Source organism: Devosia sp. WQ 349K1 (assembly GCF_016595685.1).
Classification (GTDB): Bacteria; Pseudomonadota; Alphaproteobacteria; order Rhizobiales; family Devosiaceae; genus Devosia.
Genome location: NZ_JAENGO010000006.1, coordinates 37658 through 58407 on the forward strand (window position 1 = coordinate 37658; position 20750 = coordinate 58407).

General features: G+C 58.2%; 17 protein-coding genes and 2 pseudogenes. 9 read left to right on the forward strand and 10 right to left on the reverse strand.

The window, feature by feature from the left end; translation table 11 throughout:
* Window positions 1-17 precede the first annotated feature (17 nt).
* On the reverse strand, window positions 18-632 hold the full coding sequence (locus JHL21_RS12545) for a glutathione S-transferase family protein (RefSeq protein ID WP_200213823.1): 615 nt from the start codon (window positions 630-632) through the stop codon (window positions 18-20).
* Between the two features lie 252 nt (window positions 633-884).
* Between JHL21_RS12545 and JHL21_RS12550 the strand changes: the two genes are divergently transcribed.
* Window positions 885-1469, forward strand: a complete 585-nt coding sequence (locus JHL21_RS12550) for a glutathione S-transferase family protein (RefSeq protein ID WP_200214120.1) — start codon at window positions 885-887, stop codon at window positions 1467-1469.
* 195 nt (window positions 1470-1664) lie between these two features.
* On the opposite strand, the gene JHL21_RS12555 is transcribed toward JHL21_RS12550, so the two are convergent.
* Both JHL21_RS12555 and JHL21_RS12560 read right to left on the reverse strand, forming a co-directional pair.
* The gene (locus JHL21_RS12555; protein ID WP_200213825.1) at window positions 1665-3887 is read right to left on the reverse strand and encodes an EAL domain-containing protein; all 2223 of its coding nucleotides are present in this window, start codon (window positions 3885-3887) and stop codon (window positions 1665-1667) included.
* Between the two features lie 566 nt (window positions 3888-4453).
* Window positions 4454-5236 carry a DUF3108 domain-containing protein gene (locus JHL21_RS12560; protein ID WP_200213826.1) on the reverse strand — a complete coding sequence of 261 codons (783 nt, stop codon included), beginning with the start codon at window positions 5234-5236 and terminating at the stop codon, window positions 4454-4456.
* A 235-nt stretch (window positions 5237-5471) separates the two neighbouring features.
* Between JHL21_RS12560 and rpmB the strand changes: the two genes are divergently transcribed.
* Window positions 5472-5756: a 50S ribosomal protein L28 gene (gene rpmB, locus JHL21_RS12565; RefSeq protein WP_169195495.1), complete on the forward strand. Its 285-nt coding sequence runs from the start codon at window positions 5472-5474 to the stop codon at window positions 5754-5756.
* 110 nt (window positions 5757-5866) lie between these two features.
* A complete protein-coding gene (locus JHL21_RS12570; RefSeq protein WP_200213828.1) occupies window positions 5867-6502 on the forward strand; it encodes a queuosine precursor transporter in 636 nt (211 codons plus the stop codon).
* A 38-nt stretch (window positions 6503-6540) separates the two neighbouring features.
* Here the strand turns inward: JHL21_RS12570 and JHL21_RS12575 are convergent, their stop codons facing one another.
* The 4 genes from JHL21_RS12575 to JHL21_RS12590 form a co-directional block, all read right to left on the reverse strand.
* Entirely contained in the window at window positions 6541-7530 is a 990-nt protein-coding gene (locus JHL21_RS12575; protein ID WP_200213829.1) for an esterase-like activity of phytase family protein, read from the reverse strand.
* A complete protein-coding gene (cobT, locus tag JHL21_RS12580; protein WP_169195498.1) occupies window positions 7527-9416 on the reverse strand; it encodes a cobaltochelatase subunit CobT in 1890 nt (629 codons plus the stop codon). Before cobT ends, JHL21_RS12575 begins: the two co-directional genes overlap by 4 nt.
* A 134-nt stretch (window positions 9417-9550) precedes the next feature.
* The gene (cobS, locus tag JHL21_RS12585) at window positions 9551-10534 is read right to left on the reverse strand and encodes a cobaltochelatase subunit CobS (protein WP_169195499.1); all 984 of its coding nucleotides are present in this window, start codon (window positions 10532-10534) and stop codon (window positions 9551-9553) included.
* 105 nt (window positions 10535-10639) lie between these two features.
* Window positions 10640-11275: a J domain-containing protein gene (locus JHL21_RS12590; RefSeq protein ID WP_210338901.1), complete on the reverse strand. Its 636-nt coding sequence runs from the start codon at window positions 11273-11275 to the stop codon at window positions 10640-10642.
* A gap of 87 nt (window positions 11276-11362) precedes the next feature.
* Here JHL21_RS12590 and JHL21_RS12595 point away from each other — a divergent pair, with 87 nt between their 5' ends.
* Window positions 11363-11626 (forward strand): BolA family transcriptional regulator, encoded by a 264-nt coding sequence (locus tag JHL21_RS12595; protein WP_169195501.1) that lies wholly within the window; start codon window positions 11363-11365, stop codon window positions 11624-11626.
* A 3-nt stretch (window positions 11627-11629) separates the two neighbouring features.
* On the opposite strand, the gene aroB is transcribed toward JHL21_RS12595, so the two are convergent.
* A complete protein-coding gene (aroB, locus tag JHL21_RS12600; RefSeq protein ID WP_200213831.1) occupies window positions 11630-12742 on the reverse strand; it encodes a 3-dehydroquinate synthase in 1113 nt (370 codons plus the stop codon).
* Window positions 12742-13329 carry a shikimate kinase gene (locus tag JHL21_RS12605; RefSeq protein WP_169195503.1) on the reverse strand — a complete coding sequence of 196 codons (588 nt, stop codon included), beginning with the start codon at window positions 13327-13329 and terminating at the stop codon, window positions 12742-12744. The genes aroB and JHL21_RS12605 overlap by 1 nt, the downstream gene beginning before the upstream one ends.
* Before the next feature lie 169 nt (window positions 13330-13498).
* Here JHL21_RS12605 and JHL21_RS12610 point away from each other — a divergent pair.
* From JHL21_RS12610 to JHL21_RS12630, 5 genes and pseudogenes are all read left to right on the forward strand, one after another.
* Window positions 13499-13621: pseudogene (locus tag JHL21_RS12610) on the forward strand (histidine kinase); the annotation flags it as partial.
* 101 nt (window positions 13622-13722) lie between these two features.
* Window positions 13723-14631: a site-specific tyrosine recombinase XerD gene (locus JHL21_RS12615; protein WP_169195504.1), complete on the forward strand. Its 909-nt coding sequence runs from the start codon at window positions 13723-13725 to the stop codon at window positions 14629-14631.
* Window positions 14632-14773: 142 nt separating this feature from the next.
* Window positions 14774-15727 carry an acetyl-CoA carboxylase carboxyltransferase subunit alpha gene (locus JHL21_RS12620; RefSeq protein ID WP_169195505.1) on the forward strand — a complete coding sequence of 318 codons (954 nt, stop codon included), beginning with the start codon at window positions 14774-14776 and terminating at the stop codon, window positions 15725-15727.
* A gap of 379 nt (window positions 15728-16106) precedes the next feature.
* A pseudogene (locus JHL21_RS17780) lies at window positions 16107-16700 on the forward strand (L,D-transpeptidase family protein); the annotation flags it as partial.
* Between the two features lie 325 nt (window positions 16701-17025).
* Window positions 17026-17727 carry a hypothetical protein gene (locus tag JHL21_RS12630; protein WP_200213832.1) on the forward strand — a complete coding sequence of 234 codons (702 nt, stop codon included), beginning with the start codon at window positions 17026-17028 and terminating at the stop codon, window positions 17725-17727.
* Between the two features lie 59 nt (window positions 17728-17786).
* Here JHL21_RS12630 and secA read toward each other — a convergent pair whose 3' ends face one another.
* Entirely contained in the window at window positions 17787-20483 is a 2697-nt protein-coding gene (secA, locus tag JHL21_RS12635) for a preprotein translocase subunit SecA (RefSeq protein ID WP_200213835.1), read from the reverse strand.
* Between the last annotated feature and the right edge of the window lie 267 nt (window positions 20484-20750).

Below are 20750 nucleotides of genomic sequence, written 5' to 3' on the forward strand. Positions count from 1 at the left end.
GAGCGGCCTGCGCCGCTTTACGCCAAATCCGCAAACGGCTCTCGCCAAGCCGGAACATCCATCAGCTGGTCATGCCAGCGCCGAATATGGCTATAATTTTCCAGCGGCACCTTACCCTGCAGGGCAAAAGGCAGTGCGGAGGCAACGCGAAAATCGGCATAGCTCATGCGTCCGCCCACCAGCCATTCCCGCCGGCTCAGTTCGGCGTCTAAAATCGGCGCAAAGCGGTGAAAATCGACGACCAGCTCCTCGACCACTTTAGGGTCAGGCTCCCCCTGCCAAGCCACTGCCGTATAATTGTAAAAGACAATATCGCCTGCGATCTTTGTAAAATGGTGCGCGCTCCAGCTCACCCATTTCATCATCTCGACCTTGTGCTCATCGGGCCAAAAATCGCTGCCGGTCAGCTCAATCAGCCGCAGCGCAATTGCGTCTGTCTCCCACAGCGCCACGCCATCTTCCACCAAAAGCGGCGCCAGCGAATTGGGATTGAGCCTGAGGAAGGCGTCTTTATCCTCCCCCATAGGCGCATAGCGCTTGTATTTGACCGGTGCATTGAGATGCCGCGCAACAGCCACCGCCACGCGCGGGTTCAAATTCGGCGTATAATACAGAACCCTCTCAACCATCATCTTCCCCCAATCCCTATCCTGCCATCCTCATCCCATCCGCCACGAAAAGCAAAACAATGCTTCCAAGTCCGCGTGGCTGCTCTTGCGCCGAGCCGAGGCCCCAAAGGTTTCAAAACTGACCACGTGCCCCTATCCACCCTCCTGTCGTGGCGCTTAAACTGACCGTCCACCGCCCGCGCGCAGGAGCGCCCAGTGCCCACCATCACAGCCTTTAAAAACGCGCCGGATAAGGGCGCAGGATTGGCGCGAGACATGCGGGTGCGCTGGGCCCTCGAAGAGGTCGGGCAGCGCTACGATGTGCGCTTGCTAACCTTCGCCGAACTAAAGCAAGCGCCTCACCTCGCCCTGCAGCCCTTCGGGCAAATCCCAAGCTTTGAAGACGGCGATATTGCTCTTTTTGAAACTGGCGCGATTGTTCTGCACATCGCCCAGCATCACCCCGGCCTGCTGCCCAAAACCCCTGCCGAGCGCGCCAAGGCCATAAGCTGGATGTTTGCCGCATTGAGCACCATAGAGCCGCCCATTCTCGAACGGGAAAGCGCCAAATTCTTTGAGGCAGACAAAGACTGGCAGGCCGAACATTTTGCGCTCATCGACGCCCGCATCACGACGCGCCTTACCCAACTCGCCGCCGCTCTCGGCGATGCCCCGTGGCTGGTGGGCATTTTCAGCGCCGCCGATATCTTAATGGTGCACACCCTTAGCCGCTTAGGCAGCTCGGGCCTGCTCGCAAACCACCCATCTCTGGTTTCCTACATCGCCCGCGCCAAATCCCGCCCGGCCTACCAACGCGCCTTCGCCGCCCAATACGAAGTTTTCGCCAGCCTATCTAGCTAACCGGCCCCTCTTCGCCCCATCGCCCCTTCGCCTCCCTCCCCTAGAGGGGGAGGGATTGAGGGTGGGGTGACGACCAAGCCCCAAACATCGGGCAAAAGCACTCCACACCCCGCCTCGAGCAGACATGTGCGCCCCAATCCGTCGCCGCTGTGCTGTGCCGTGACATTACGCCGTGCAGTTACAGTCGACGACGTCTCACGCTGCAGCCGTATGTGTGATGAACGCAAATGCTTCGCTCGCGGGAAGCGGCTTGGAGACGAAATAGCCCTGAATGGTCTCGCAGCCTGTCTCCAACAAAAACTTCATCTGCGCTTCTGTCTCTACGCCCTCTGCCACGATCTGCAGGCCCAATTTATGGGCGATGGCGATGATCGCCGAAGTTAAAGCCTCACCATCGCTATCGTGCGGGATGTCAGCAATAAATGACCGGTCAATCTTAAGCTTGGAGACAGGAAAGCGTTTCAGCGCGGTCAAGCCGGAGTAGCCCGTCCCGAAGTCGTCAATGGCTAAGGTGACACCCATGGCCCCAAGTTGCCGCATCAATTCAAGCGCCAGCGGCAAATCTGGCATCATCAGGCTTTCAGTAATCTCGAGTTCGAGATTGTGCGGGCTCAAACCAGCCTCTGCGAGCGCGTCTTGCACGTCACTCAGGACAGTGCGCTCTTTGAACTGTCGTGGAGAGACATTCACGCAGACCTTAAAATCAGGCCCGAGCGTATCGACCCATTGTTTACACTGGCGACACGCCTCGCCGAGCACCCATCGCCCCAGCGCGACGATCAAACCATTGTCTTCGGCAAGCGGTATAAAATGCGCTGGTGCGATCAAGCCGTGCACAGGGTGGTTCCAGCGCACCAAAGCCTCGACACAATTGATCTGTCCGGTGCGCTGGTTGAACTGGGGCTGATAGTGCAAAACGAATTCGTTTTCGCGCAAAGCACGCCGCAGTTCCTCGGTTTTGGCGAGCTTTTGCTTACTACTATCCAGGATGTCTTGGGAGAACACCATCAAGCCGTCGCGACCGGATTCCTTGGCGTGATACATCGCGGCATCAGCATGGGCCAACAGTGTGGTGGCGTCAGACCCGTGTTCGGGATGCATGGCGACACCCACGCTGGACGTCATTTCGAGCATCATGTCATGAACGGGGATCGGCTCCGCGACCGCTGCCCGCAAGGCTTCCAGCCGGCCGATCACATTCTCTTTCAGCTTGCTCATCAGGATAACAAACTCGTCGCCGCCAACGCGAGCGACGATGCCGTCTTCCCCCACTTCGCGCTCAAGCCGCATCGCGATAACCTTGAGCAGCTCATCACCCGTGGCATGACCAAGCGTGTCATTGACGTGCTTAAAATTGTCGAGGTCTAGGAAGGCCAAAGCGAGCTGACCACCGACGTCTTTTGCCGATGCGAGGGTCACCTCAAAGGCCAGCTCCATGGAGCCGCGGTTCAATAGCCCGGTCAATCCGTCATGCGTGGCCAAAAAGCGAACGCGTTCTTCCGTTTGTCGACGTTCGATGGCTATACCTGCAAGATGGGCCGCGATCCCGATCAATTCGTTAAGTTTGGCGTCAGGGGGGCCGCGTTCTGGCGAGTACAAGGCAAAGGTCCCCAAAACCTCCCCGTGGGAGGAGCGGATTGGGGTGGACCAGCAGGCTTGGTAACTCACGCCTTCGATGAGATGGAGGAAGTTGCTCCACCGATAATCACTGGCAATATCGGAGACGACAACTTGTTCATTGAACCATGCCGCTGTGCCACAGCTGCCCACCTCGGGGCCAATTGGCACGCTTTGGATGCGTTGCTTGTAGATCTCCGGCATGGACGGACCTGACGCCAGCAATAGGCTCTGCCCGTCCTCCGACCGGATCATCACCGAGCCCGAGACATTCACGGTCTGGGTCTCGATCATCAAAATCAGTTCGTCGAGAACTCTGTCGAGTTCAACACCTGTCGCCACGAGTTCAAGGAGGCGCGCCTGCGCCTGCACCAATTGCTCGGCCATTTTGCGAGAAGTGATGTCGCGCGACATGCCAATGACGCCGACCGTGTGACCGTTCTTATCCCGCAAAGGGGCTCGCGACATCATCAGCCAACGGTCGCCATTGCCGCCAAGAGAAATCTCCTCGATCCCGAGATCAGGTACTCCCGTCGCGATCACCCGGCTCTCAACATCGGCAATTTTCTTTGCATCAGCGTAGGGATGCAGATCGAAATCTGTTTTACCAAGGATTTGGTCGATGCTGTCCAGACCATTCGAGCGAACGATCGCCTCATTGGCAAAGATCAAGCGCCCCTCTAGATCTTTCATATAAATGAAGTCTGGAAACTGGTTGATCATCGCTTCCAATCGCTCATACCTGCCGTGGTCGGCCGACAGTTGAAGCCCTTGACTGGTGTGGCGATGCTGGTCTGACATGTTCGTTCGGTTCCGACCAAGGCCTTAAGTCGGCCAGTTGGGGTCATGCTCTCGGGGCAGGTCTCAATATACAACCAATCACCCGCTAAATCGAAGTTAAGAAGCTCAGCACTTTCTGAACTAGGACCAGTGCCCAACGCCCTCAAAATCCTTGAGCGCCATTACTTTGGGCAGCGCCGGATACGCCTCGCCGTAACGGCGCATTGGAACCAGAGCGGTGCAATTTTTCGTCAACACAACCAAAGTCTTTCGCCCCGCCCCCTCGCTCAAGTGTCCCCTCCCCGCACCCGCCACTAATCCTCGCACCGGAAACGTCACGCATCATCTCAACAGCCACGCCCGCGCGCGCTTCTCGCCCCTCCAAAAAAACGCAGCCACCTTTGACGGTGCACAGTTTTTCGCCCTCGCGTCACGACCCCGCGCCCGAAAAGGCCACGCCCATGCCCACGCTGGCGCCCAAAAGTGCCAGCGTCATGCCCAAGATGGGCCAAGCCGCGCCCATAAAAAAATCGGGGCCTAAGCCCCGATAATTTCGATGATCACAATGCCGTGAGTTTTGCGTCTAATCAGGACTGCATCTGGGTGAGAACCATCGACAGATCGCCCATGCTGGTGCCGACGATCACGCGGTAGGGAATAAAGTAACCGCTGTCCGCCAGCGGCGCATACCAGATGATAATGCGCGAGCTGTCAGCCAAATAGCTTGTCATTTCCGAGCTGGTGAAATGGCCGGACACCGGCTGATATTCCAGCGAGCAGGCCACCAGCGGCCCCTGATAGCCAGTGCGCGGCGAGGTCGCTTCATCCTGCTTGAGATAGCCGGTCTTGATGTTGAAGCGCTCAACCCCGGTGAAAATGGGGAGCGTCTGATTGCACAAGGATTGATCGAGCGCCGTGCCCTTGAGCACGAACGACGACAGAAAGTCTTGCACACCAGTAAGATGGCGGCGCTCTACAGCAACGCGATCATAGCTATCGAGCACAGGTGGCTCGACTGTGAAGGCGGTCACATTGCGATTGGCATAGTCCACATTGACATTAAACCGCTCGCCATTGGCGCGGGTTTCAAGCTGGAAATTGTCGCTGAGCAGACGCTGCCCATTGGACGGGCCACGCGACTGCGCTGTCGCCGTACCGCTGGCGACAACGGAGCCAAGCCCTGTCACATTTGCCGCCAGGTCAAGGTCATAGCGCGCGCCATCGTCCTTGAGGTTGACGTCGAGCAGGGCCACATTGATCCCACCAACGGTGATCACATAGCTGGCTTTAGCCTCGACGGGCGCTGCAGAAATTGGCAATGCCGTCATTGGGATAAGGGCAGCCAGCAGGGCAAGGGCAGGACGGATCATGGGTTTCTCGGCCACACTAACCCGCCGGTAATGCTGCCGGACGGGACGAATCAGGGATATCACCCAACCTGCCGTTCCGATGAGTCCTAAGCAAGGCGCTCACGACGCTTTACCCCGGCCTCGCCTTGACGCAGCCAGACTCTTTGTCTAAAGACCGCGCTATATCTCTTCACAAACGAGGCCCGTTGCAGGCAAGCCTGCCACGAAGGACCTTTACACAAACAGGATATTGAATATGGCACGTCGCTGCGAACTCACCGGTAAGGGCGTTATGGTTGGCAACAGCGTTTCGCACGCTCTCAACCGCACCCGTCGTCGTTTCCTCCCGAACCTGGTCAACGTGACCCTGCTTTCCGACGCGCTGAGCCGCCCGGTTAAGCTGCGCATTTCTGCTGCAGCTCTCCGTACCGTAGAGCACCGCGGTGGTCTCGATGCCTTCCTGCTCAAGCAGGCTGACGCTGACCTCTCCCCACTCGCTCTGGGCATCAAGAAGGAAATCCGCGCCACTCTCGCTGGCTAAGCGGTTTCTGTTCTGACAAGTTTTGACCGCGTGGGGCTCAACCAGTTCCGCGCGGTTTTTTATTCCGCCTCGGCCGATTGCCGATCAGTGGATCACATAAGGATAGTCTGATGCTGTCTCGCTTTTTGGTGGCTATTGCCGCCATGGTGGCCTGTGTGGCCGCCTCGAATATTCTCGTCCAGTTTCCGGTAAACGCCTCTATTGGCAGTGTAAACTTGGGTGACCTCCTCACATGGGGTGCCTTCACCTACCCAATTGCCTTCCTCGTTACCGATCTGTCCAACCGCGCCTTTGGCCCCGAAAAAACTCGGCTCGTCGTGGTTGCTGGCTTCTGTGTTGCGGTTGTTCTCTCCATCTGGCTCGCGACCCCGCGTATTGCTATTGCCTCGGGCTCGGCCTTCCTCGTCGCTCAACTGCTCGACGTCTCGATCTTCCACCGCCTACGCAATAGCGCTTGGTGGAAAGCACCTGTTTTCTCATCGCTTTTCAGCTCGGCGCTCGACACGATCATCTTCTTCTCCCTTGCCATGGCCCCCGCCTTTGCCGGGATTGATGCCTTCTTCGGCATGGAAGATTCCTCGCTCGCTTTCCCGGCTCCTCTCCTTGGAGTCGGTTCCGAGGTCGAGCTCTGGCAGTCGCTGGCCTTGGGCGACTTCCTTGTGAAACTGCTGATGGTTGTGCTGCTCCTCGCCCCCTACAAGGCGATCCGCGATCTCGTCCTGCGCCGCATGCCGGCCGCTGCCTAACGCGCGCTAAACTCTTGTAAAAATGCTTCTGCCGGGGATCACTCCGGCAGAGCAAATTCCAACAGCAGCGTGCGCTGCCAATCGTTGAAATTATTGTCCGAGCCGATGACAATTCGGGTTTCCCCATTCGGGGCCTGATGGACGAGCAAGCTCTCCATATTGTCGATCTCGCCGCCCTGCGCCGAGAGCAACACCTCGCCCCCCATCAGATTTCCCGCCTTCACATCCTCCGCTTTCACACGCGTTAAGCGCATGACAAAGCTGATCAATTGCACACCCCGTTCGAGCACCAACAAATCGCCATTGGGCAGGAATTTGCAATCGGTTGGGTTCACGACTGGCGAGTTGATATAGCTCACATCACCCTTGTCGCGATTGCCCAAAATGGTGCCGCGGTGATTACCGTCGCTATCGAGAACATCTTCCATCAGCAACAGGGTCGAGCCCCCAATCGGGGAGGCTGGAGGAGCCACACAGATGGCCTCCAGCGAGCGATTGGTTCGTGCCTGGCTGACCCACTCAGGAACGGCCACTTCCCGCGCAGCGCCGCCCGGACGGCCATCGGTGATGGCAAAATCGGCGACCCGCGTCAGGTTCTCAAAGCCCACCCGAACGGCCGATGGAACACCATCGCGCCAGACCGTGTCGACGCCTTCGGCATCGCGCGCAAACTGGCGCGGCAGCACCTCGCCTTTGGAGTTGCGCATGGGCTCTATGCTCACGCCAATAAAGCCAAAAAGACGATTGCTTTGGTCGTAAGCCAACTGACCAGAAACGAAATTGCCCCGGTCTGAGACGAAGGCAACGCGCTGGTTCGCGCCCGTCAGCGTCAGGCCCGATAAGCCGCCAAAAGTGTCGTCTTGGCTTTGCAGCGTCACCCCACCGCGAAAGATCAGCCCATCAACCTTCTGGTCAACGTCTACCCCTTTGAACCGCAACACCGGCGCTGCCGAAACCGTCACATCCACTGCGCTGACCGGCATGGTCAAAGCAAGGATAACAGCAGCAGCGCCTAGGCTTCGGATCATCGGCGTGTCCGTCTCCGCGCTTGGGCGGGGAGCTCTTCATCAAACAGCGAGGCCAATTCGTCGGTCAGCGCGCCTGCCAGCTCTTCAGCGTCGAGCAGGGTGACCGCACGGCGATAGTAACGGGTCACATCGTGACCGATCCCCACCGCTACCAGCTGAATTGGCGAGCGTGTTTCAATATCTTCAATAACTTGGCGCAAATGCGCTTCAAGGTAATTGCCAGCATTCACCGACTGGGTGGAGTCATCGACCGGCGCACCGTCCGAGATCACCATCAGAATTCGACGCTGTTCAGGGCGCGCCATCAGGCGCTTGCGGGCCCATTCCAGCGCTTCCCCGTCGATATTTTCCTTGAGCAGGCCTTCGCGCATCATCAAGCCAAGGTTGCGGCGTGCGTGACGCCACGGCTCATCGGCCGCCTTGTAGATAATGTGGCGGATGTCGTTGACGCGACCCGGGTTCTGCGGACGATTAGCCTCAAGCCAGGCCTCACGGCTCTTGCCGCCCTTCCAGGCGCGGGTGGTGAAACCAAGGATCTCAACCTTGACGCCGCAACGCTCCAGCGTCCGCGCTAAGATATCACCACAGATCGCCGCAATGGTGATCGGGCGACCGCGCATCGAGCCAGAATTGTCGATGAGCAGAGTGACGACTGTATCGCGGAAGTCGGTGTCGTTCTCGACCTTAAAGCTCAGCGCTTGCATCGGGTCGGTAACAACTCGGGTCAGGCGGGCGCTATCCAGCAGGCCCTCTTCAAGGTCAAACTGCCACGAGCGGTTTTGCTTGGCCATGAGGCGGCGCTGCAGCTTATTGGCGAGGCGCGCAACGGCGCCAGCAAGGTTTTCCAGCTGCTTGTCGAGCAGCGCCCGTAGCTGATCAAGTTCATCAGGTGGGCACAGTTCCGCCGCCTTGACGATCTCGTCATACTTGGTCGTAAACACCTTATAATTGAAGGTGTTGGAGAGCTTGGTGTCAGCGTCCTTAGCGGGCGGCGGCATCGGCGCGTCTTCGCCCGACTCCGCTTCGGCGTCTTCGTCCACGTCAGCCATATCGGCTTCCATGCCTTCAACGTCGCCGGTCTCTTCGCTTTCTCCGCTTTGCTGATCCTGATCGGAATTCTGCTCTTCGTTTTCCCCTTCGCCGTCTTCTGGCGATTGGTCAGAACCCTGCGCCTGCTCGGGCTGGTTCTCGTCGGCATTGTCCTCGTCGTTTTCCGAAGGATCGTCCAGCTCGCCCTCAGCCAGCAGGTTGAGATCGCGCAGCACGGAGCGCGCAGCCTTCGAGAATGCGTCTTGGTCTTCGTAGGTGTTCAGCAGCGCCTCAATAGAGGTGCCGGCCTTAGCTTCGATCTCGCCGCGCCAGAGATCAACCAGCGCATGGCCTGACGGCGGCACAGGCACGCCGGCAAGCTTTTCACGCAGCATCAGGCCAAGGGCCTCCGCGAGCGGCGCATCGCTTTGCTCGGACACTTCTGCAAAATTGGCACGGAACAGGCGGTCTTCCAACATTTCGTGGATGTTGTGACCCATCCCCTCCATGCGGATACAGCCCAGAGATTCAACGCGAGCTTGTTCAAGCGCATCAAAAGCGGCGCGGGCCTGCGGGTCCATGGGGACGCGCTTGCGGTGCGTTTCGGGGTTGTGGCTGGCCAGACGCATCGCCATGGCGTCGCCCTGCCCACGGGCAATAGCAATGTCGCGCTTGCTCGGCAGTCGCGGCAGATTGGCAATCCGCGCCTTATCCGAAGTCAGAAGGGGGCGGTCAGCGGTGAAGGTGACTTCCAGCTCAGCAGTGCCAGCAATGGCGCGCACAGTCGCGCCCATGGCGCTTTTGAACACCTGCGTGTGGTCTGGCTTATTGGCTTTGCTGCGAGGAGGAGTTGCCATGGTTTCATCCGGTGTGCGGACGCCGACGCACCGTTCTATTCCGGCGTCATTCCTGCCAGTGGGCAAGAACCTCGTTCCATGACCTTTTTAGAACACCGCTCTTGAGGAGAACCCCAAGAGCGGCGTTTCAAAAATTAGGCCGACACTGCCAGATTGGCAGAGCTTTCCGGCAGATCTTCGCCGAAGACGCGCTGATAAAACTCAGCCACAACCGGGCGTTCAAGCTCATCGCACTTGTTGAGGAAGGTGAGACGGAAGGCAAAGCCAACATCGCCACCAAAGATCTGCGCGTTCTCAGCCCAGGTGATGACGCCACGCGGGCTCATCACGGTCGAGATATCGCCATTGATGAAGCCGGAACGGGTGAGATCGGCCAAGCGAACCATGTTCGACACGGTCTTCTTGCCCTTCTCGGTTTCGGCATAGACCTTGTTCTTAGCCAGAACGATGCCGACTTCCTTGTCGTGTGGCAGATAGTTCAGCGTGGTGACGATCGACCAACGGTCCATCTGACCCTGGTTGATCTGCTGGGTGCCGTGATAAAGGCCCGATGTATCGCCCAGACCAATGGTATTGGTGGTCGAGAACAGGCGGAACGCCGGGTGCGGAACGATAACGCGGTTCTGGTCGAGTAGGGTCAGGCGACCCGACTGTTCCAGAACGCGCTGGATCACGAACATCACGTCCGGACGGCCAGCGTCATATTCGTCGAACACTAAAGCGACATTGTTCTGTACCGCCCACGGCAAAATACCGTCGCGGAATTCGGTGATCTGCTTGCCGTCCTTGAGCACAATCGCGTCCTTACCGACGAGATCGATACGCGACACGTGGCTGTCGAGGTTAACGCGCACCAGCGGCCAATTCAGACGCGCAGCAACCTGCTCAACGTGGGTCGACTTACCCGTGCCGTGATAGCCCTGCACCATCACGCGGCGGTTGTAGGCAAAGCCTGCCAGGATCGCCAGCGTGGTGTTGCGGTCGAACAGATAATCGGGATCGAGCGGCGGCACATGATCGGTGCGCTCTTTATAGCCCATGACCTTCATATCGGTGTCGATACCGAAGAGTTCCCGCGCGCTGTATTCAGTGTCGGGCAGGTTGGCAAATTCAGTCATGGTCTGGGCTCGTCGATTATCTGAACTGGCAAATTAGGCACAGCGTCTATAGCAGCTTCGTCTCTGGGCGGGTAGGTGTTCGATCACCCCTATTTCCCCCTAGACTTAGCGCACCACCAGACCTGATTTCTTGAGTTGAGAATAGGCTGCAATAACCGCACGAAGACGTTCTTCAGACGAAGAGTCGCCGCCGTTAACGTCCGGGTGGTGCAGCTTTACAAGGTTCTTATAGGCGGTCTTAATCTCGTCTGAACTTGCACGGGCAGCAAAGCCCATGGTTTCCAGCGCACGACGATCAAGCTCGCTCAGCGGTTTAACGCGTTCCGAGGCTGGCTTCTTGCTCTGCTGATAGCGGTAGCGAGCGAAGACACCAAACGGATCGCCATATTTGTCGCCTGGGCGGCCCGGAACCTGTGTGCTCGCAGCGCGTGCAGCTCCCGGATTGCCGGTAGCAAAGGTCGAACGGCTTTCCGCCTTAGGCGGCGTATGCAGCGCTTCGTCGAGCTCTTCCGGGCTCATGCCAGCAAAATAGTTGAACGCCTTGTTGTAGTGACGGACGTGTTCGAGACAGAAGGTATGGTACTGACCTTCCGAGCGCGGGCCCTTAGGAGCCTTGTATTCGCCGGCCTCTTGGCAGCCTTCCCAATCACACGTGATCTCGATCGCGGCAGGCTTGTCATCCTGACGCTTACTAATGCGGATACTATCGAAGAGCTTAGATTGCGGTTTCATTGCACTCATTTGTTGCATCGGAGCGGTTGAAAAGCGGTTTCCCTCTTTCAACCCGATGCTCTAGTTACGTCTTCAAACCAAAGCGGAGCCGACCCAATGTCCATGGTGGACACCATTCGAGCCAAGCTCACAGAACAATTCGACCCCACCCATCTTGAGGTCATCGATGAATCCCACCACCACGCGGGCCACGCCGGCTGGCGCGAAGGCGGTGAAACTCATTTTCGTGTCAGAATCGCGACCCGCAATTTTGACGGGATGACACGCATTGCGCAACACCGCGCTGTTATGGGAGCACTTAACGATGAGTTGAAGACGCAAATCCATGCGCTCAACATCCAAGTGCTGAAATCCGAGTGACGCCTAAGCGCGCATCTCGTTGAGATAATCTCTGACCGCCGTGGGGTCGACATTCTTTTCGATGAAAGAGCGTCCGATCCCGCGGGTCAGAATGAATGTCAGAGCACCCCGGCTCACTTTTTTGTCCTGCGCGATGGCGGCCATCAACGTCTCGGTCGAACCGAGAGTTCCGGGGATATCTGCCAATGTGGTGGGCAAGCCGACGGCCTTCAAGTGCGCCTCTACCCGGGTTTTGTCCTGCCCCGGCGCCAAGCCGAGCTTGGTCGAAAACCCATGAGCCAAGACCATGCCGATGGCAACGCCTTCACCATGCAGCAGCCGGTCAGAATAGCCCGTGTCTTTTTCCAGCGCATGGCCAAAGGTGTGCCCAAGATTGAGCAAAGCGCGCACGCCGATTTCTTTTTCGTCTTCGATGACGACCCGCGCCTTATGCGCACAGCACCGCGCAATGGCTTCGCCACGGGCGACGCCGCCATTGAAAATCTCCACCCGGTTGGCGTCCAACCAGTCGAAGAATTCAGGGTCATCGATGAGGCCGTATTTGACCACTTCGGCATAACCAGCCGCGAACTGGCGCGCATCGAGCGTATCGAGTGTCGAGAGGTCGGCCAGCACCAGCTTTGGCTGATGGAAAGCGCCGACAAGGTTTTTGCCATGCGGGGAGTTGATCCCGGTCTTGCCGCCCACCGACGAATCGACCTGCGCCAGAAGCGATGTTGGCATCTGGATGAAATCCATGCCGCGACGGGTGATCGAGGCCGCAAAGCCTGCCAGATCACCAATCACGCCGCCACCGAGCGCAATGACGAGGTCGCCGCGCTCGAGCTTGGCCGACAGCAATCCTTCGACCACATCTTCGAGCACCGCATAGCACTTGCTGGCTTCCCCGGCTGGAACAACCACTGTGCTGTACGACAGGCCCGCGTCTTCTAGGCTTTTGACGAGACGCGGCAGCTGCGCCCGCGCTACGTTTTCATCGGTGACGATGCCATAGCGACGCCCCGGAAATTTTTCCGCCAGAATCGCACCAGCTTCATCCAGAAGGCCCGGCCCGATGAGGATGTCATAGGCGCGCTCGCCCAGCGCGACATGCACGGTGTGGTCGATTTGAGCCATTATTTCTTTGTCCTGAGGTAGTCGAGAACCGCCGACACTATGTCTGTCGCAACAGTTTCTTGCGGCACATCACGGCTCATCACCGTCACATCTGCCGCTTCATAAATCGGGTAGCGCTCAGCAATGAGCTTCTCAAGCGTTCCTCTTGGGTCCTGCGTCTGCAAGAGCGGACGATTGGAGCGGCGCGAGACGCGCTCAAACAACACATCCGCATCGGCCTTGAGCCAGACCGAAAGGCCTTCATCCTTGATCGCCGCCCGTGTTTCGGGCTGCACAAAAGCACCGCCACCGGTCGCCAGGATAATGTCTTTTTCTTTGAGAAGACGCGAGATAACGCGCAGCTCGCCAGCGCGAAACTCGACTTCGCCCCTTTGAGCGAAAATCTCGGGAATGGTCATTTGCGCTGCGCGTTCGATCTCTTCGTCGCTATCGACAAAGAGGCGCCCCATGCGATTGGCCAAGCGCCGCCCAACGGTCGTTTTGCCCGCGCCCATCATGCCCACGAGCACAATCGGCTTGCCCCCAAGTCTGTTCACCAGGGCCTTCGCCCGGCCTTGCTTCGCACCGCCGCCGTCGCCGTTTTTCACCTGAGGCCCTCTGCATTCACTCTCGCTTTCAACCGATCAGCGCGCAAGCTGTCAAGCGAAGCCTTGGACCAGTTGATTAAACAGCGTGAAATCGGTCAGATTGACCACAGAAACACATCAGCAGATTTTGCGCGCTCATCAGGCCGGGCGCGCGGCGCGAAGGACCAAAATGCCTACACTATTCCGGATGCTCATCACGCTGATTTTCCTTGGCGGCTTGGTCTATGCAGGCATGTTCGCCCTCATCAGCTTTGTCGAGCCAACCCCGAAAGAGGTTAGCCAGCGCGTGCCGACGCGTGACCTTCTCGGGACAACCGGCACAGGCACAAACGGTGGCACAGGCGCGGGGTCCATGCTGCCGCAGCCCAACGTTACCAGCCAGCCAGCTGCCCAATGAGTGGGACCCATCTCGTCGGCGCTTTTCTTGAAATGATGAGCGCCGAACGCGGCGCGGCGGCCAATACGCTTGATGCCTACCGCCGCGATCTCAATGACTATGCAGATTTCGTTGCCGACCGCAGCGAGACCTTACTTACCTGCACGCGCGACAGTGTGACGGCCTATCTCGATTGGCTGCATGCCACGGGCCTGTCGGCCTCCTCCGCCGCGCGCCGCCTATCCGCCATTCGCCAGTTTCACAAATTCCTCTGCGCCGACAATCTGCGCGGGGATAATCCAACACGCATTGTCGCCTCTCCGCGCACGGCGCGGGCCTTGCCCAAAGTGCTCTCTGTGGAAGAAGTGGATAAACTGCTCTCGCTCGCCGAAGAGGAAGCAAACGCCTCCCAGGAGCCAGCAAAACAGCTCAATGCCCAGCGCCTTTATGTGCTGCTCGAACTGCTTTATGCCACCGGCCTGCGCGTTTCTGAGCTGGTCAGTCTGCGCCGTGCTGCAGTTCTGCGCGAAGCCGCCTACATCACCGTCGTGGGCAAGGGCAAAAAAGAGCGCGTTGTTCCTATGAACGACCGTGCACGAGATGCTGTGCGCTCTTGGCTTACGCAACTGCCGCCCGGTCCTTGGCTTTTTCCCGCCAAAGGTGAGGATGGCTATTTGGCCCGTCAGGTCTTTGGCCGCGATTTAAAGGCGCTGGCGGCCCGGTCCGGCATTTCGGCAAACCGAGTCGCCCCCCACGTTCTGCGCCACGCCTTTGCCAGCCATCTGCTCGCCGGTGGGGCAGATTTGCGCATTGTCCAAACTCTGCTTGGCCACGCCGATATTTCGACAACCCAGATTTACACCCATGTTCTGGACGAAAAACTCCGCGATCTGGTCGAAACGCATCACCCTTTGGCCAACTCGTGATGCTCCATCCTCACGAAATTGGAACCAATTCTCTCGCTAAGCTTGACTCTGCGTTGCGTCGCCGCCACTTTCCGGCCACTTTAAGGCGCAACAGCAGCGCAGGCGCTTTTGCGTTTAAACAATGACCCCTACGGGCGGTGGGATGCAGTCTTATCTCGATTTCGAAAAGCCAGTCGCCGATCTGGAAGCAAAGATCGCTGAACTCAAATCCTTGGCGCAGACCGATCAGGCTGTCTCCATTGATGAGGAAGTGACGCGACTCTCCCAACGCGCCGACGAAGCGCTGGTGGAGATTTATCGCAAGCTCACCCCTTGGCAGAAAACACAGGTCGCGCGTCACCCGCAGCGTCCGCATTTTTCTGACTATGTGCGCACGCTCATTACCGAATGGACCCCGCTCGCCGGTGACCGCAAGTTCGGTGAAGACGCAGCTTTGCAAGCAGGCTTCGGCCGTTTCAACGGTGTTCCCGTGGCCATCCTTGGCCAGGAAAAGGGCAACTCCACCGAGACACGCCTCAAGCACAATTTTGGCATGGCCAATCCGGAAGGCTATCGTAAAGCCGTTCGCATCATGGACATGGCCGACCGTTTCTCGGTTCCGGTTCTGTCCTTCGTGGACACGGCAGGCGCTTATCCTGGCATCGGCGCTGAAGAGCGCGGTCAGGCAGAAGCCATTGCCCGTTCGACCGAGAAGGGCCTTGAGCTTGGCGTTCCAAACCTTGCCATCATCATCGGTGAAGGTGGTTCAGGTGGCGCTATCGCCATTGCCACGGCCAACCGCGTGCTGATGCTCGAAAACGCCATCTACTCGGTCATCTCGCCAGAAGCGGGTGCATCGATTCTGTTCCGCGACGCAGCCCGCGCGCAGGACATGGCAACCGCACAGAAGATCACCGCACAGGACCTCCTGGGCTTTGGCGTCATCGACGGCATTATCACCGAACCCACTGGCGGCGCCCATCGCCACCATCCGGCGATCATGGAATCGACCCGCCGCGCTATTGCGACCTTCCTCAAGGATTTCGATGGCAAGTCGCGCCTCGAAACCCGCGAACACCGCCGCGAGAAATTCCTCGCCATTGGGACCAACCTCTAAGGTCTGGCACCGATCACGAATTAAAAACGCCTCGGATTTCCGGGGCGTTTTTTTGTGCCTGTGCCCTCCTCTGGCGCTCGGACACAGTCTCGTGAGCCCAAAGCGAAGCGCGTAGAATGCGCGCCTTGATAAGGCTTCGTTCACCGCGACAAGTCATAATGCGCTAACCTTGTGCGCTGTCTCCGGCGCTTCTAACTAGAGCTGACAATTGTCCACCTTCTTCAACCGTCTTGGCGCTTTCGTTGTCTTGTCGCTTGTGACTTTAGCGCTGGCGGCGTGCTCAAGCTTTGTCAAAGGTGGCGATAATCGCCACAATATTCCGCTCACCGGAGAAATGGTCCAAGCGCTGCGCAATATCAGCTCGTCGCCCAGCGACGGCATGGTCATCCGTATCTTCAAGGAAGAAGAAATTCTTGAGGTTTGGAAGAAGTCTGCCAACGGCACATATCGCCTCTTCAAGACCTATGAGATCTGCTCCTATTCGGGCGATCTCGGCCCGAAATTCAAGGAAGGTGATCGTCAGAGCCCGGAAGGTTTTTACACCATCTCCCCTGGCCTGATGCACCCCAAGTCCAACTATTATCTCGCGTTCAACACCGGTTTCCCGAACAAGTTTGACCGCGCCCACGGCCGCACCGGCTCGAACCTGATGGTCCATGGCGATTGTAAATCGGTCGGCTGCTACGCCATGACCGACGAGGGCATCGCTGAAATTTATGCGCTGGCCCGCGAAAGCTTTAAGGGTGGCAACCCCACCTTCCAGCTGCAAATCTATCCGTTCCGCATGACAACGGCCAATATGGCCAAGCATGCCACCAGCCCGCATCTTGAGTTCTGGAAGAACATCAAGGTCGGATACGAAGCTTTCGACATCAACAAAGTTCCACCCACTTGGGACGTCTGCGAAGGCCGCTACATCTTCAACCCAAAAAGCTCTGGTCCACTCGACGCCATGGGTGCCTGCCCGCCGACCAGCTTGAGCGACACTGTAAAGTCGAAGGTGGCGGCTGACGAAGCCGCGTTGCAAAAGCTGATGGACGCTCAAATGACCGCCGCCCAACGCGCCGCTGCCACCGAGGCCGCCCTCAAGCAGCGCAGCGAAGCCATCACCGGCTTTGTTTCGGGCATCGGCAGCGCCATTGGTCTTGGCAACCCCGGCCAGAACCCGAACATTCCACCGGTCTTCACCGGCAAGCCTGCTACACTGCCCACCTCTGCAGCCCAGCGCCCATAACACGCGCTGGTGCCGCATTCCGGCCCCACTATGCTGCAATGGCAGGGGACCTTAGGAGAAAGACGTGGACGAGAAAAAAGCCGATACGCCGGATCGCCGAGACGAGGACATCCGCGTTGAGCCCGATATTTCGTCCACTTTGATCGATGAAACCATCGTACCAGCCGAAGACTTTGCCTCCGAGGATCATCAGCCTCCTGTGGCGCGGCCGTCCAAAATTCCGATTGTTCTCTCGATAGCCAGCATGGTTGTGGCGATAGGCGTGGCCGGCGCAGCAGCGACCCTGCACCTCGCCAATCAAAACGAGATCATGCGCCTCTCGACCGAACTGGCGCAGCTTCGCGTCAGCCTTGATCTCTACGCCCGTGGCAGCAATTCAAATTCCGGCTCCCAGCAGCTCAGCGCCCTTACAGAACGCCTTACCGCGCTCGAAGAGCGCCAAACAAGCGCCCCGGAGCCTACTCCAGCGTCGCCGCCTGTGCCCGCTCCCCTGACCACCCCAGCGCCCACAGCAGGCGTGAGCGATGACTGCCTGCCCGCAGGCATGCGCCTCCTCGTCACCACCGGCGACAGCTATCCCATTTGCGATCAGGCCGCCACGATCGACGTCAGCCTTGTCGACAGCGGCTACATCACCCTTGTGGACGGAACAATTGTCCCCTCTGGCGTCGCGGTCCCACTGCCCAATTCGACCTGCACCGTTTCGGTCACCTCCTCGGGCGACGAAGGCCTCACCGGCTACGCTGAAATACGCGTCACCTGCTAATCCCCAATAGAAAAAGGCCCGGATCGCTCCGGGCCTTCTCAATTCTGGATGCTGTTCGCTTAAGCGAAGGCACCGTGGCAGTGCTTGAACTTCTTGCCCGAACCGCATGGGCAATCCGCATTGCGCGAAACGCCGACGAGCAGAGCTGGATCAATTGGCGCCAAGGGTTCGCGAGCCACTTGCGGAGCCAGCGCAGCAGACGCTGCGGCGGCAGCTGCAAGACGCTGCGCAGCCTGTGCTTGCTGCTGCGCGAGAGCCTGTTCCTGCTCAGGTGAGCGCACCTGCAACTCAACATGGGAGAGCTGCGTCGTCACCAATTCACGCAGGTTCGCCAGCAGAGACTGGAACAGCTCATAGGCTTCCTGCTTGTATTCGGTCAGCGGGTCGCGCTGCGCAATACCGCGCCAGCCGACAACCTTGGAGAGGTGGTCAAGCATCACGAGGTGTTCGCGCCACAGACCATCGAGCGACTGCAGCAGGATCGACTTTTCGACCTGCTTCATCACATCGGCCGAGTATTTCTCGTGCTTGGCCGCAATCACAGCGTCTGCCGCTTCGCGGATACGCTCTTCAACAACCTCAGCCTCAATGCCTTCTTCCGCAGCCCATTCAGCGATAGGCGCGTCAACATTGAGATAGGTCTTGGTCGCAGCGGTCAGCTGCTCAATGTTCCACTGATCGGGATAAGAGCGCGGCGGAATGGCCTTGCCCACCACATTGCTCACCACCTCGTGGCGCATTTCTGTGATGGTTTCAGATACGTCTTCCGCATCCATGAACTCGAGACGCTGTTCGAAGATCACCTTACGCTGATCGTTCATAACATCGTCGTACTTCAGAATATTCTTACGAATATCGAAGTTGCGAGCTTCAACCTTGCCCTGCGCGCGTTCAATCGCCTTGGTGACCCAAGGGTGCGTGATGCTTTCGCCCTGCTCAAGCCCGAGCTTGCCGAGCATGGAATCCATGCTGTCGACCGGGAAAATACGCATCAGATCGTCCTGCAGCGACAGGAAGAACTTTGAGTGACCGGGGTCACCCTGACGGCCCGAACGACCACGCAGCTGATTGTCGATACGACGCGACTCATGGCGTTCAGTGCCGATAACCATCAGCCCGCCTGCCGCCAGTGCCTTGGCCTTGTCATCGGCGATCCTGGCCTTGATCTCTTCGATCTTGTCATCGCGCGCAGCACCCTCAAGACCTTCCGCATCCCGCTGGATGCGCATCTCAAGGTTACCACCGAGCTGAATGTCGGTACCACGACCAGCCATATTGGTCGCAATGGTGATCGCGCCCGGCAGACCCGCGTCCGCAACGATAAACGCTTCCTGCTCGTGGTGACGAGCATTGAGCACGTTCATCGTGCCAACGTTCTTCTTGCGCAGAAGATCGGCGAGCATTTCCGACTTTTCAATCGAGGTCGTGCCCACCAGAACCGGCTGACCGCGATCCTGACATTCCTTGATCAGGTCGGCGATGGCATTGAACTTTTCGTCTGCCGTACGGAAAATCGCATCGTCTTCGTCGATACGCTGAACCGGCAGATTGGTCGGAACAGTGATCACGCCGAGACGGTAGATATCCGCAAATTCTTCCGCTTCCGTCGCCGCCGTACCGGTCATGCCAGCAAGCTTCTTGTAGAGACGGAAATAGTTCTGGAAGGTGATCGACGCCAGTGTCTGGTTTTCTGGCTGGATCTTGACGCCTTCCTTGGCTTCAAGCGCCTGATGCAGGCCTTCCGAGTACCGGCGGCCCGCCATCATGCGGCCCGAGAACTCGTCGATGATCACGACTTCATCGTTACGAACGATGTAGTCCTTGTCGCGACGGAACATTTTGTGGGCGCGCAGAGCCGAGTTGGCGTGGTGAACCAGCGCCACGTTCTCAACGTCATACATGGACGAGCTCTTGAGCAGGCCTTCGGCCGCCAGTGCTTCTTCCAGCTTTTCCGTGCCCTGATCGGTCAGCGTCACCGAACGCTGCTTTTCATCATGCTCGAAATCGCCCTCGCCTATGATCGCCATCAGCTTGTCGATTTTCACATAAAGATCAGAACGATCTTCCGATGGACCCGAAATGATCAGAGGGGTCCGCGCTTCGTCGACCAGAATCGAGTCCACTTCGTCGACGATCGCAAATTCATGCCCGCGCTGCACCATCTGGGCGCGCGAGTATTTCATGTTGTCGCGAAGGTAGTCGAACCCGAGCTCGTTATTGGTGCCGTAGGTAATATCGGCCGCATAAGCCGCCTTACGCTCGGTGTCCGAAATGCCTGGCACCACAACGCCATAGCTGAGTCCGAGGAAATTATAGAGCTGACCCATCCACTGCGCGTCGCGGCGCACCAGGTAGTCGTTCACGGTCACCAGATGCGCGCCCTTGCCGGTCAGCGCATTGAGATACATTGGCAAAGTCGCAACCAGCGTCTTGCCTTCACCGGTGCGCATTTCAGCGATAGCGCGGTCATTCATGACCATGCCGCCGATCATCTGCGTATCGAAGTGGCGCATGCCCAAGGCACGCTTACCGGCTTCACGCACGGTCGCAAAAGCGGGGATAAGCAAATCATCGAGCGAAGCGCCCTGCTCAAGCTTTTGCTTGAACTCAGTGGTGCGTGCGCGCAATTGCTCGTCAGTAAGCTTGACCAGTTCCGGTTCCAGCGCGTTGATCGCCGCTACCTTGCTCTGATACCGCTTCACCTGTCGATCGGACGGTGACCCGAAGATTTTCCGGGCAAGAGCAGTAAGTGCCATGTGTTCTGGTCCTTTTTAATTCGGAGTCATAACGAGTTAAGGACAGCGCCTATGGCGTCTCTCAACTCATCGCGACTCATCAGAAAAAGCTTAATCAGCTTCTCTGAGCGAAGTCTTGCATGTCCACTGCGCGATTTTGGTTGGGCGCGACAGCGGGCCCATGCTTTTGGAAAAGCGGGTGAGATGTAAGAGTGAGGGGTGGTCTTGTCAACGTATCCGAAATCAGCCACACCACAGCAAGCCTCTGACTTTCCGGGCGTTGCGATA

Bases quoted from the DNA above. Each gene is read 5' to 3' on its own strand.
- JHL21_RS12545 (WP_200213823.1), bottom strand. From the start codon at position 632: ATGATGGTTGAGAGGGTTCTGTATTATACGCCGAATTTGAACCCGCGC.
- JHL21_RS12550 (WP_200214120.1), top strand. From the start codon at position 885: ATGCGGGTGCGCTGGGCCCTCGAAGAGGTCGGGCAGCGCTACGATGTG.
- JHL21_RS12555 (WP_200213825.1), bottom strand. From the start codon at position 3,887: ATGTCAGACCAGCATCGCCACACCAGTCAAGGGCTTCAACTGTCGGCC.
- JHL21_RS12560 (WP_200213826.1), bottom strand. From the start codon at position 5,236: ATGATCCGTCCTGCCCTTGCCCTGCTGGCTGCCCTTATCCCAATGACG.
- rpmB (WP_169195495.1), top strand. From the start codon at position 5,472: ATGGCACGTCGCTGCGAACTCACCGGTAAGGGCGTTATGGTTGGCAAC.
- JHL21_RS12570 (WP_200213828.1), top strand. From the start codon at position 5,867: ATGCTGTCTCGCTTTTTGGTGGCTATTGCCGCCATGGTGGCCTGTGTG.
- JHL21_RS12575 (WP_200213829.1), bottom strand. From the start codon at position 7,530: ATGATCCGAAGCCTAGGCGCTGCTGCTGTTATCCTTGCTTTGACCATG.
- cobT (WP_169195498.1), bottom strand. From the start codon at position 9,416: ATGGCAACTCCTCCTCGCAGCAAAGCCAATAAGCCAGACCACACGCAG.
- cobS (WP_169195499.1), bottom strand. From the start codon at position 10,534: ATGACTGAATTTGCCAACCTGCCCGACACTGAATACAGCGCGCGGGAA.
- JHL21_RS12590 (WP_210338901.1), bottom strand. From the start codon at position 11,275: ATGAGTGCAATGAAACCGCAATCTAAGCTCTTCGATAGTATCCGCATT.
- JHL21_RS12595 (WP_169195501.1), top strand. From the start codon at position 11,363: ATGTCCATGGTGGACACCATTCGAGCCAAGCTCACAGAACAATTCGAC.
- aroB (WP_200213831.1), bottom strand. From the start codon at position 12,742: ATGGCTCAAATCGACCACACCGTGCATGTCGCGCTGGGCGAGCGCGCC.
- JHL21_RS12615 (WP_169195504.1), top strand. From the start codon at position 13,723: ATGAGTGGGACCCATCTCGTCGGCGCTTTTCTTGAAATGATGAGCGCC.
- JHL21_RS12620 (WP_169195505.1), top strand. From the start codon at position 14,774: ATGCAGTCTTATCTCGATTTCGAAAAGCCAGTCGCCGATCTGGAAGCA.
- secA (WP_200213835.1), bottom strand. From the start codon at position 20,483: ATGGCACTTACTGCTCTTGCCCGGAAAATCTTCGGGTCACCGTCCGAT.